This window comes from Streptococcus sp. V728, from assembly GCF_052077995.1.
Lineage (GTDB): Bacteria > Bacillota > Bacilli > Lactobacillales > Streptococcaceae > Streptococcus > Streptococcus infantis_B.
The window spans coordinates 46804-57778 of sequence record NZ_JBQJJH010000005.1 but is presented as its reverse complement, the minus strand read 5'-3'; the positions used below and the strand labels follow the sequence as shown (position 1 = coordinate 57778).

Genomic DNA, 10975 nt, shown 5'->3' with positions numbered 1-10975 from the left:
TCAGCTGGGAGAGCATCTGCCTTACAAGCAGAGGGTCAGCGGTTCGATCCCGTTAACTCCCATAGGTCCCGTAGTGTAGCGGTTATCACGTCGCCCTGTCACGGCGAAGATCGCGGGTTCGATTCCCGTCGGGACCGTAATAACGAAAGTTATTTGACTCGTTAGCTCAGTTGGTAGAGCAATTGACTTTTAATCAATGGGTCACTGGTTCGAGCCCAGTACGGGTCATATTTGCGGGTTTGGCGGAATTGGCAGACGCACCAGATTTAGGATCTGGCGCTTAACGGCGTGGGGGTTCAAGTCCCTTAACCCGCATAATAGAAATCAGCCGGCTTAGCTCAGTTGGTAGAGCATCTGATTTGTAATCAGAGGGTCGCGTGTTCAAGTCATGTAGCCGGCATTTTTTTTAGGTTAAAGCAGAGTCGATGCGAACGTAGTTCAGTGGTAGAACACCACCTTGCCAAGGTGGGGGTCGCGGGTTCGAATCCCGTCGTTCGCTTAGAGAGGCCGGGGTGGCGGAACTGGCAGACGCACAGGACTTAAAATCCTGCGATTGGTAACGATCGTACCGGTTCGATTCCGGTCCTCGGCATATAATGATGAGCACCCTTAGCTCAACTGGATAGAGTACCTGACTACGAATCAGGCGGTTAGAGGTTCGACTCCTCTAGGGTGCATTAAACATTTAATTCGGGAAGTAGCTCAGCTTGGTAGAGTACTTGGTTTGGGACCAAGGTGTCGCAGGTTCGAATCCTGTCTTCCCGATTGGTCAATACTTAAATTGAGGCAGTTGCCTTTTTTTTATTTTTAAATTTGATTTTTATCATTATTATCTGTAAATTCATATTGCACTTTCTTAAATGTTTCGTTACCTTTTTATGTCAAAACTAATAAATAAGCAAAGAATTATCTTATTGATAGTTCTTTTTTTTATTTTTTGGTATTCTAGACATATGAAAAGTATCAAAATTGATGTTGTGGTTGTCCCTTTAAGTGGCCATCTTTATCCAACAATGAATCTCTTAGCACCTTTGCTTAATAATCCTCAGTATGAAATTCGTTTATTTACAGGTCCTCAGAAGAAAGCTGTGGCTGAAGCAGCTGGTTTTAATGTTGTTACTATACTTGAAGGTCATATTGAGGAGTTTGAGAAGGCAGCAAATAATGATGAGCAGTTAGGAATTTTATCAGCCTATCAACAACTTTCTGCTAGTTTGGATTTAATTAATTTAGTTTCAGATCAATTGTCGGAAGAATGGCGAGAGAATCGTCCTGATATTGTTATTGCTGATTTTATAACCTTATCTGGTGGTCTTGTAGCTAATCAACTTGGTATTCCTTGGATAACTACCATGGCTACACAATTTGTTTTAGAAACGACTGATGGTCCACCGTGTTTAATCGGTGGAATGGGAAGTCCTAAGAATGGCTGGGACGCTTCAATACAATATGTCGGGAGAAAAGCAACCCGTTTAGTTAAACGTATTGTATCTTTTTTATTGCGTGATCGTTTAAAGAGATATGATTTTAAATTATATAATCAACTTGATCAAGAGACCATATATTCTCCATATTCAATTCTTGGTATTGGAATGAAAGAAGTAGAGTTAAAAAAGGGATTTCCAGAACACTACAAGTGGGTGGGGCCTTCAGGAGCTTCAGTAGAGGCTGGAAAGGATTATCCGTTAGATTTATCAATCTTTCCTAATCAGAAGAAAGTCTTGGTGACTTGTGGTACGCAACTTGCTTGGGCTAAAGAAAATCTTATCTATCAAGCTAAGCAACTTGCTAAAGCTCATCCAGACTGTCATTTTTTTGTGACACGTGGTGTGGGTGGAGAAGTTTTTCAATGTGAGAACCTTATGGAAAACCTTTCTGTAGTTTCCTATCTCCCTTATAAGGAATACATTCCTCAGATGGATTATGTCATTCATCATGGAGGAGCTGGTATTTTTTATCAATGTATCATTTACGGAAAACCAGCCTTAATCCTTCCTCATGATTATGATCAATTTGACTATGCAGTTCGGGGCGTAGAAGCAGGAGTTGCACTGTCTGCTAACAAAGAGGATACGAGAGCGATTGGACAAGCTTTTGATAATCTATTAGCTAAAGAAGATTGGTCAGAATTAGAAATTTTACGCCAGGCTGCACAATCCTATCATCCAACAGAAATTTTGGAAAGCGAAATCCAACGTCTGTTAACAGATAAGGAGAAAGAATAATGAAAAAAGTATTAGTTACAGGAGCCACTGGTTTTCTTGGTAAATATGTAGTAGAAGAACTAGTAGAACATGGTTATCAAGTAAGAGCCTTTGGTAGAAATAGTCAGGTAGGGCAATCCTTGGAAGAATCTTCTGTCAGTTTTTTTCAGGGTGATTTGACAAAGGCAGAAGATTTATTAGAGGCTTGTCAAGGGATGGACATGGTTGTTCATGCTGGGGCTCTTTCAACTATTTGGGGGCCATGGGATGATTTTTATCAGACCAATGTTTTAGGAACCAAATATGTTCTTGATGCTTGTCGTCAAGTAGGTATGCAACGTTTAGTCTATGTATCCTCACCAAGCATCTATGCTGCTCCAAAAGATCAACTAGGGATCAAAGAAAGTGCTGCACCAGAGGAAAATAATCTCAATAACTATATACGTAGTAAATTGGCTTCGGAGAGACTCTTTAAAGATTATCCAGATGTTCCTAGTATTATCTTGAGGCCTAGGGGACTGTTTGGGATTGGAGATACCAGCATTTTGCCACGGGTGATCAATCTTAGTCAAAAAATTGGTATTCCTTTAATTGGAGATGGGCGTCAGCTCATGGACATGACTTGCGTGGAAAATGTTGCTCTCGCAATTCGTTTAGCCTTAGAAGTACCAGAAGCAAAAGGTGAGGTCTATAACATTACTAATGGCGAACCGAGGGCTTTTAGGGATTTGCTAGAGGAAAGTTTGAAAGGTTTGGGTTACCCAATCAAATATAGAAAAATTCCAGCATCTCTATTAGCAGGGATTGCAAGTAGTTTAGAGTTTCTTTACAAGTCTTTGAATCTGAAAGGGGAACCACCTTTAACACGATATACCTATTATCTACTTCGTTATAGTCAAACTCTAGATATTAGCAAGGCTGAGAGGGAATTGGGGTATCGTCCGAAAATTAGTATTTCAGAAGGGATTGAACAATATGTCCAAGATTATCGAAAGCATTGAGTATTTCCCAGCGGGATATTGTACGAGTTATGCCGGTTTGCTCTTTAAAGGTGTTAAGAATAGAAAGATGATTTTCCCAGCAGGCGTCTTTTTGATCAAACATAGGGATAAGGGCTATGTACTTTATGATACTGGCTATCACTACAATATTAAGACAAAACTAAGATATGCTTTATATCGCTTGGGGACGCCCGTTCAAATGACAGAGCAGGATCAGATTTCGCATTTGCTGAAGGCTAAAGGAATTAAACCAGAAGAAATTAATTATGTCCTGCTGTCTCATCTACATCCAGATCATTTAGGAGGGGCTAGCTTCTTTCCGAACGCAAGCTTTATTCTAACCCAGGAAGTGTATGATGTTTACAAGAAACCAAAACTAAAAGATTTAATTTTTAAAGAATTTTTGCCGAGTGACTTCGAGGAAAGATTGACAGTCATCAAGGCAGATCAGCAAAACTCCAACTTTTCTTATCGTCCGACCTATGATCTTTTTGGAGACGGAAGTATCCTGGTAGCTTCTATTGATGGGCATGCCAAGGGACAAGCTTGCCTCTTTATTCCAGACTATCATCTCTTTATCGCAGCAGACCTCTGTTGGGGCATTGATCTTTTGCCTTACACTAAACAGATGCATCTGATTCCTTCCTTGGTTCAAGATAGTAAGGAAGACTATATCAAAGGAACAGAGCTGTTAGAGGAAGTTTTAAACGATGGTATAGAGGTCCTAGTCAGCCATGACCCTGTAGAAAGGATTGAGCGAATTTTGTATGAAAAAAATAACCTTTCTTAAAACATTTATTCAAACTCGTTGGCTTCATAATTTTAAATCTCGAGAAGCCCTGGAAAGCTATCAGAAAAAGCAACTAGATGCCTATATGGAATTTCTAAAACGTAAATCACCTTATTTTAAAAATGGTGTACCTAACGACTTTGACTATATGGATAAAGCATTTATGATGACGCATTTCAATGAGCTTAATACTCAAGGTGTGGATCGAGATGAGGCCTTGGCTTTGGCTATCGAAAGTGAAAAGACCAGGAATTTTACAGAGCTCAAGGGAGAAATAGCTGTTGGGTTGTCTTCTGGAACATCTGGACACCGGGGACTTTTTATCACGACTGAAAAAGAACGAAGTATGTGGGCGGCGGCTATCTTGGCAAAGATGTTGCCCAAAGGTCACCTTTTTGGACATCGTATAGCTTTTTTCCTGAGAGCAGATAATGAGCTGTATCAGACCATCAATACGGCGCTCATTCGTTTAGAATACTTTGATATTTTCAAGAATACAGATGAGCATATCGAGCGCCTCAACAATTATCAACCGACCATCGTGGTGGCGCCTGCTTCTATGTTGATTGAATTGAGCAAGCGTCTAAAAGCTGAGGAGTTAGTCATTCACCCACAAAAAATCGTTTCGGTGGCTGAAATCTTGGAAGATAGTGACAGAGAACGGATTTCTGCGGCTTTTGCACTACCGGTTATTGACCAAGTCTATCAAGCAACAGAAGGTTTTCTAGCTTGTACTTGTTCGGCTGGGAATCTGCATCTTAATGAAGATATCATCTTTGTGGAAAAGCACTACTTGGATGATCGACGTTTTTATCCAGTCATTACTGATTTTAAGCGGAGCAGTCAACCTGTTTATCGCTATCAGCTTAACGATATCTTGGTTGAAAATCCTGAACCTTGTTCATGTGGGTCTTATTATACAAGGATTGATAAGGTTGAAGGGCGTTCTGATGATATCTTCTACTTTGAAGGACTGGATGGAGGTCAGGTAACGATTTATCCAGACTTTATCAGGCGTTGCATTCTCTTTGTGGAGAATGTTGGAGATTATCAAGTTAAACAACATTCTGAGGAGTTAGTGGAGGTTTATTTGAGTCGAAGGGATGAGCAATTGGAAACAGCAATTACAGAGCAGTTCAAACTCCTGGCTCAACAAAAAGAGTTTAAAGCACCTGAAATTCGATTTTCAGATTATCACTGGGATACAAGTCGTAAGCTCAAGCGTATCCAACGTTTATGAAAGGACAAAAGATTATGACAGAAGTAAAAAGACATGTAGAAATTGCAGGCTATGGAGTTTGCCTCCCAAAAAACACAGTGCAATTTAAAGACCACACGCGTTATCGTGTCGTAGAAAATGAAGAAACACAGCTAGATTTGGCAGAAGCAGCTATCCAAGCTGCGCTTGAAAATGCAAATTTGAGTATGAAAGACATTGATTGCCTTGTATCAGCTAGTGCGGTTGGTGTTCAACCTATTCCGTGTACAGCTGCTTTGATTCATGAGCGCGTAGCAAAAGGACTCTCTATTCCAGCTATGGATATCAATACGACTTGTACAAGTTTTATCTCTGCTCTATCAACAATGTCATATTTGATTGAAGCAGGAGAATATCATCGCGTTTTGATTGTATCTAGTGAAGTCGGTAGCTTGGGTCTCAATCCAAAGCAAAAAGAAAGTTATGAACTCTTTGGTGATGGGGCCGCAGCCTTTATTTTCCAAGCAAGTAACAAGGATAAGGGAGTGATAGCAAGCCTTCAACGTACTTGGTCGGAGGGAGCTCACGATACTGAAATCCGTGGAGGTTTGACTTCATATCAACCAAAAGAGTACTCTGAAGAAACGAAGACCAATTTCATGTTTGATATGAAAGGGAAGAAAATCCTCTTGCTTTCTGCTCGTGTCATTCCAGAAATGTTCCAAGAATTCCAAGAGAAATCTGGTATTTCTAAAGATGCTGTAGACTATATTATTCCCCACCAAGCTAGTCGAGCATTACCACTTGTCATGGATAAATTAGGAGTTAGCAAAGACAAGTATCTCAATATTGTCAGTGAGTATGGGAATATGGTTTCCGTTGCGGTACCTTTTGGATTGGCCTATGCACTAGATCATGGCTATGTGAAGGAAGGAGATACCATCTTCTTGATGGGAACTGCAGCTGGTATGACGGTTAATATGTTGGCTTTGAAATTGTAAAATAAGAGCAGGCACCTATAAGTGGCCTGCTTTTTAAATTAGTTTTAAACGTAGAACTATCGGCCTATACAGAAAAAGCTTGCTAAGTTTTATGAAACTAAGTATACTAGAATGTAACAAGCGTTTTCAGACAGTATATTAGGGAGTATACTTAGAAATTGAGAGGAAGATATGGGAATCAGAAAATTTCGATTATTGATGTCCAAGTATGGATTTAGTATTGCGATAATTCTGGTAGAATTATTTGTTATTTTTGGCATTATTCTTTACATGAGCCAGATTGCACCAATTATTTGGGTGACTCTTGTATTTTTTATCAGCGTAGCAACCGTTATAGCGATTGTCAATCGTTCCATGTCGCCAGAGAGCAAGGTGACTTGGTTGATTGTGACCTTTGTGCCTGTGTTTGGTCCATTACTTTATATCATGTTTGGTGAGCGCCGACTATCAAAAAAAGAGCTGAAACAACTCAGAGAATTGCGTTCGATTACTTTACAAGAGAAGCATGAAGATAGTCTTCATCAGAACCTACAAGAAACAGATAAATCTGCCTACGGGATTATCAACGCTTTGCTACATATGGATAGCAATGCGGAAGTCTATGAGCATACAGATTCACAATTTTTCGCAAATGGAGAAGAAATGTGGCAGCAGATGTTGGAGGATCTAAAGAGAGCTAAAAAATTTATTTTTCTAGAATACTACATTGTCGAAGAGGGCTTGATGTGGGATAGCATGCTCGAAATTCTAGAAGAAAAGGCAGCCCAGGGAGTTGAAGTCAAGATGCTCTATGACGATATTGGTTGTATGGTGACTTTGCCTGGAGATTATACCGTTCATTTGCGGTCTAAAGGGATTAATGCTCATAAGTTTAATAAGGTGATTCCTCGTATGACAGTGGCCTATAACAACCGTGACCACCGTAAAATCTTGGTTATTGATGGGCAGATTTCCTACACTGGTGGGATCAACCTTGCAGACGAATACATCAATCAGATTGAACGTTTTGGACACTGGAAAGATAGTGGGATTCGTATAGATGGTCCGGCGACTCAAGCCTTCACAAGACTCTTTCTCATGAACTGGTACATCAACCGTGGAGAAATCAGTGACTTTGATCAGTATCATTTAGAAAATCAGACACGATCCGGTAGTGGACTTTGTATCCCATATGGCAGTGGGCCAAAACCAATCTACCAGATGAAGGTGGGTAAAATTGTCTATCAAAACTTGATTAATCAAGCGGAAGATTTTGTCTATATCACAACGCCTTATCTCATTATTGATTATGATTTGACAGAGGATATAAAAAATGCGGCGATGCGAGGTGTAGATGTGAGAATAGTCACACCCCATATACCGGATAAGAAACTCATTCAACTTGTAACACGGGGAGCTTATCCAGATCTTTTATCTGCGGGTGTTCGCATTTTTGAATACACACCTGGTTTTATCCATAGTAAGCAAATGATTGTTGATGATCGATTTGCGGCTGTGGGTACGATTAACTTGGATTATCGTAGCTTGGTCCACCACTATGAAAATGCAGTACTACTCTACAAAACAGAGTCAATCGCGGATATTCGCAAAGATTTTGAAGAAATTTTTGAACAATCTCAAGAAATCTTCTCAGATACCATAAATCCAACATGGTATCAAATGATGATCAAAGAAATTACACAGTTATTTGCACCAATGCTTTAATTGAAAGAGATGGATTACCGTCTCTTTTTTTCTGCAAGCAGTTTCCTTGACATCTTGTTTTTTTTGCGCTATCATATGTCCATATAATATATGGGAGTCTGTGTACAGTCTGAGAGGAAGTGTTAAACTTCGACCGCACCTGATCTGGGTAATGCCAGCGTAGGGAACGAATACTTGGCCTAATTTTGCACCTTTTTCATATATGAAAAAGGTTTTTCTTTTTGTTAAAAGAAAACCTGAGAAGAGGAGGTTTTTATGAAAGCAAGCATTGCCTTGCAAGTTTTACCCTTATCACAAGGAATTGATCGAATAGCAGTGATTGATCAGGTAATAGCTTATCTACAAGCTCAATCAGTGACCATGGTAGTGACACCCTTTGAAACGGTCTTAGAGGGAGACTTTGATCAACTCATGCGCATTCTCAAAGAAGCATTAGAAGTGGCAGGTCAAGGGGCAGACAATGTTTTTGCCAATGTGAAAATTAATGTAGGAGAGATTTTAAGTATTGATGAAAAACTTGAAAAGTATCATGAGACGGCATATTAGTCTGCTAGGATTTTTGGGTGTCTTATTTCTTTGGCAGGTAGCGGGTTTGTTAAAACTCTTACCAAAGTTTATCTTGCCGACACCACTTGAAATCCTTCAGTCTTTTGTTCGTGACAGAGAATTTCTCTGGTACCACAGCTGGGCAACCTTGAGAGTAGCCTTATTAGGTTTGGTCTTGGGTGTCTTGATAGCCTGTATCCTGGCCGTCCTTATGGATAGTCTGGGCTGGTTAAATGACCTGATTTACCCAATGATGGTGGTTGTCCAGACCATTCCGACCATTGCTATAGCACCTATCCTGGTTTTATGGTTGGGTTATGGAATTTTGCCCAAGATTGTCTTGATTATCTTGACGACAACTTTCCCGATCATCGTCAGTATTTTAGATGGTTTCAGGCATTGTGATAAGGATATGCTGACCTTGTTTAGTCTGATGCGAGCCAATCCTTGGCAAATCCTTTGGCACTTTAAAATCCCTGTCAGCCTGCCCTACTTTTATGCAGGACTGAGGGTCAGTGTCTCCTACGCCTTTATCACAACAGTGGTATCTGAGTGGTTGGGAGGCTTTGAAGGACTAGGTGTTTACATGATTCAGTCTAAAAAACTTTTTCAGTATGATACCATGTTTGCGATTATTATTCTGGTGTCGATTATCAGCCTTTTGGGTATGAAGTTGGTCGATATTAGTGAAAAATATGTGATTAAATGGAAACGTGCTTAAAATAGAGCGTTTTGGAAAAAGAAAAGAGGAAATAAAATGAAAAAGACATGGAAAGTGTTTTTAACGATTGTAACAGCTCTTGTAGCTGTCGTGCTTGTGGCTTGTGGTCAAGGAACTGCTTCTAAGGACAGCAAAGATGCAGAACTCAAAAAAATTGATTTTATCCTAGACTGGACGCCCAATACCAACCACACAGGGCTTTATGTAGCCAAAGAAAAAGGTTATTTCAAGGAAGCTGGATTGGATGTTGACTTGAAATTGCCACCAGAAGAAAGTTCATCAGATTTAGTAATCAATGGTAAGGCGCCATTTGCTATCTATTTCCAAGACTATATGGCTAAGAAATTGGAAAAAGGGGCAGGTATTACTGCCGTTGCAGCGATTGTAGAACACAACACATCAGGGATTATCTCTCGTAAGTCTGACAATATCAATAGTCCAAAAGACTTGGTCGGGAAGAAATACGGAACCTGGAATGACCCAACTGAGCTTGCTATGCTGAAAACCTTGGTAGAATCTCAAGGTGGAGACTTTGAGAAGGTTGAAAAAGTACCAAACAACGACTCAAACTCTATCACACCGATTGCCAATGGCGTTTTTGATGCTGCTTGGATTTACTACGGTTGGGATGGAATTCTTGCTAAATCGCAAGGTGTGGATGCCAACTTTATGTACTTGAAGGACTATGTCAAAGAGTTTGACTACTACTCACCAGTTATCATCGCTAACAACGATTATCTGAAAGACAACAAAGAAGAAGCTCGCAAAGTCATCCAAGCCATCAAAAAAGGCTACCAATATGCCATGGAACATCCAGAAGAAGCAGCCGATATCCTCATCAAGAATGCACCCGAACTCAAGGATAAACGTGACTTTGTCATAGAATCTCAGAAATACTTGTCAAAAGAATACGCAAGCGACAAGGACAAATGGGGACAATTTGATGCTGACCGCTGGAATGCCTTCTACAAATGGGATAAGGAAAATGGAATCCTCAAGGAAGACTTGACTGACAAAGGTTTCACTAACGAATTTGTAAAATAATGACAGAAATTAGACTAGAACACGTAAGCTATGCCTACGATGATGAAAAGATCTTAGAGGATATTAACCTAGAAGTGACTTCAGGTGAAGTGGTCTCTATCTTGGGACCCAGTGGTGTAGGAAAGACTACCCTCTTTAACCTGATTGCAGGGATTTTAGAAGTCCAATCGGGGCGTATCATTCTTGACGGAGAGGAAAATCCCAAGGGGCGCGTGAGCTATATGCTACAAAAGGATCTACTCTTGGAACACAAGACGGTGCTTGGTAATATCATCCTACCCCTCTTGATTCAAAAGGTGGATAAGGCAGAGGCTATTGCTCGAGCGGATGAAATCCTTGCTACCTTTCAGTTGACGGCTGTACGGGACAAGTATCCTCATGAGCTTAGCGGCGGGATGCGCCAGCGTGTGGCCTTACTTCGCACTTACCTATTTGGGCATAAACTCTTTCTTCTAGACGAGGCCTTTAGTGCCTTGGATGAGATGACTAAGATGGAGCTTCATGCTTGGTATCTTGATATTCATAAACAGCTAGGCCTGACGACACTTATCATCACCCATAGTATCGAGGAAGCCCTTAACCTTAGTGATCGGATTTATATCTTGAAAAACAGGCCTGGGCAAATCGTTTCTGAAATCAAACTCGACTGGTCTGAAAGTGAAGACAAGGAAGTTCAAAAAATTGCTTATAAACGTCAAATATTAGAAGAGTTGGGCTTAAATAATTAGAAAGATAGGGAGTTGGTGAGGTTGCTACTTTGCCAGCT

Annotated in this window: 10 protein-coding genes and 8 tRNA genes; all 18 read left to right on the top strand. The window is 40.3% G+C overall.

The window, feature by feature from the left end; all coding sequences use genetic code 11:
* Window positions 1-64 precede the first annotated feature (64 nt).
* Window positions 65-137, top strand: a tRNA-Asp gene (locus ACTO1Y_RS08385).
* A gap of 18 nt (window positions 138-155) precedes the next feature.
* Window positions 156-228, top strand: a tRNA-Lys gene (locus ACTO1Y_RS08380).
* A 5-nt stretch (window positions 229-233) separates the two neighbouring features.
* Window positions 234-315: transfer RNA gene (locus tag ACTO1Y_RS08375), tRNA-Leu, on the top strand.
* 12 nt (window positions 316-327) lie between these two features.
* Window positions 328-400 (top strand) — tRNA-Thr (locus ACTO1Y_RS08370).
* 27 nt (window positions 401-427) lie between these two features.
* Window positions 428-499, top strand: a tRNA-Gly gene (locus ACTO1Y_RS08365).
* A 7-nt stretch (window positions 500-506) separates the two neighbouring features.
* Window positions 507-592 (top strand) — tRNA-Leu (locus tag ACTO1Y_RS08360).
* Between the two features lie 11 nt (window positions 593-603).
* Window positions 604-677: transfer RNA gene (locus ACTO1Y_RS08355), tRNA-Arg, on the top strand.
* Window positions 678-691: 14 nt separating this feature from the next.
* Window positions 692-765: transfer RNA gene (locus ACTO1Y_RS08350), tRNA-Pro, on the top strand.
* Window positions 766-953: 188 nt separating this feature from the next.
* Window positions 954-2225 carry a glycosyltransferase gene (locus ACTO1Y_RS08345; protein WP_441348907.1) on the top strand — a complete coding sequence of 424 codons (1272 nt, stop codon included), beginning with the start codon at window positions 954-956 and terminating at the stop codon, window positions 2223-2225.
* On the top strand, window positions 2225-3205 hold the full coding sequence (locus ACTO1Y_RS08340; protein ID WP_303941953.1) for an NAD-dependent epimerase/dehydratase family protein: 981 nt from the start codon (window positions 2225-2227) through the stop codon (window positions 3203-3205). Before ACTO1Y_RS08345 ends, ACTO1Y_RS08340 begins: the two co-directional genes overlap by 1 nt.
* Window positions 3180-3995: an MBL fold metallo-hydrolase gene (locus ACTO1Y_RS08335; RefSeq protein ID WP_247913372.1), complete on the top strand. Its 816-nt coding sequence runs from the start codon at window positions 3180-3182 to the stop codon at window positions 3993-3995. The genes ACTO1Y_RS08340 and ACTO1Y_RS08335 overlap by 26 nt, the downstream gene beginning before the upstream one ends.
* Complete coding sequence (locus ACTO1Y_RS08330) at window positions 3973-5235, top strand: F390 synthetase-related protein (RefSeq protein WP_254727420.1); 1263 nt, start codon at window positions 3973-3975, stop codon at window positions 5233-5235. Before ACTO1Y_RS08335 ends, ACTO1Y_RS08330 begins: the two co-directional genes overlap by 23 nt.
* Window positions 5236-5249: 14 nt before the next feature.
* Window positions 5250-6194, top strand: coding sequence for a 3-oxoacyl-[acyl-carrier-protein] synthase III C-terminal domain-containing protein (locus ACTO1Y_RS08325; RefSeq protein ID WP_441348906.1), 945 nt, complete (start codon window positions 5250-5252; stop codon window positions 6192-6194).
* 171 nt (window positions 6195-6365) lie between these two features.
* Window positions 6366-7898: a cardiolipin synthase gene (cls, locus tag ACTO1Y_RS08320; RefSeq protein ID WP_441348905.1), complete on the top strand. Its 1533-nt coding sequence runs from the start codon at window positions 6366-6368 to the stop codon at window positions 7896-7898.
* 255 nt (window positions 7899-8153) lie between these two features.
* Window positions 8154-8444 (top strand): thiamine-binding protein, encoded by a 291-nt coding sequence (locus tag ACTO1Y_RS08315; RefSeq protein ID WP_006150971.1) that lies wholly within the window; start codon window positions 8154-8156, stop codon window positions 8442-8444.
* Window positions 8407-9165 carry an ABC transporter permease gene (locus tag ACTO1Y_RS08310; RefSeq protein WP_006150980.1) on the top strand — a complete coding sequence of 253 codons (759 nt, stop codon included), beginning with the start codon at window positions 8407-8409 and terminating at the stop codon, window positions 9163-9165. The genes ACTO1Y_RS08315 and ACTO1Y_RS08310 overlap by 38 nt, the downstream gene beginning before the upstream one ends.
* A 36-nt stretch (window positions 9166-9201) precedes the next feature.
* The gene (locus tag ACTO1Y_RS08305; protein ID WP_254727432.1) at window positions 9202-10209 is read left to right on the top strand and encodes an ABC transporter substrate-binding protein; all 1008 of its coding nucleotides are present in this window, start codon (window positions 9202-9204) and stop codon (window positions 10207-10209) included.
* Entirely contained in the window at window positions 10209-10937 is a 729-nt protein-coding gene (locus tag ACTO1Y_RS08300; RefSeq protein WP_006150998.1) for an ABC transporter ATP-binding protein, read from the top strand. The genes ACTO1Y_RS08305 and ACTO1Y_RS08300 overlap by 1 nt, the downstream gene beginning before the upstream one ends.
* Window positions 10938-10975: the final 38 nt, after the last annotated feature.

What these genes read in the sequence shown, in the direction of transcription:
- ACTO1Y_RS08315 (WP_006150971.1), top strand. Translation starts at nt 8,154, where the DNA reads ATGAAAGCAAGCATTGCCTTGCAAGTTTTACCCTTATCACAAGGAATT.
- ACTO1Y_RS08345 (WP_441348907.1), top strand. Translation starts at nt 954, where the DNA reads ATGAAAAGTATCAAAATTGATGTTGTGGTTGTCCCTTTAAGTGGCCAT.
- ACTO1Y_RS08340 (WP_303941953.1), top strand. Translation starts at nt 2,225, where the DNA reads ATGAAAAAAGTATTAGTTACAGGAGCCACTGGTTTTCTTGGTAAATAT.
- ACTO1Y_RS08305 (WP_254727432.1), top strand. Translation starts at nt 9,202, where the DNA reads ATGAAAAAGACATGGAAAGTGTTTTTAACGATTGTAACAGCTCTTGTA.
- ACTO1Y_RS08300 (WP_006150998.1), top strand. Translation starts at nt 10,209, where the DNA reads ATGACAGAAATTAGACTAGAACACGTAAGCTATGCCTACGATGATGAA.
- ACTO1Y_RS08335 (WP_247913372.1), top strand. Translation starts at nt 3,180, where the DNA reads ATGTCCAAGATTATCGAAAGCATTGAGTATTTCCCAGCGGGATATTGT.
- cls (WP_441348905.1), top strand. Translation starts at nt 6,366, where the DNA reads ATGGGAATCAGAAAATTTCGATTATTGATGTCCAAGTATGGATTTAGT.
- ACTO1Y_RS08330 (WP_254727420.1), top strand. Translation starts at nt 3,973, where the DNA reads ATGAAAAAAATAACCTTTCTTAAAACATTTATTCAAACTCGTTGGCTT.
- ACTO1Y_RS08310 (WP_006150980.1), top strand. Translation starts at nt 8,407, where the DNA reads ATGAAAAACTTGAAAAGTATCATGAGACGGCATATTAGTCTGCTAGGA.
- ACTO1Y_RS08325 (WP_441348906.1), top strand. Translation starts at nt 5,250, where the DNA reads ATGACAGAAGTAAAAAGACATGTAGAAATTGCAGGCTATGGAGTTTGC.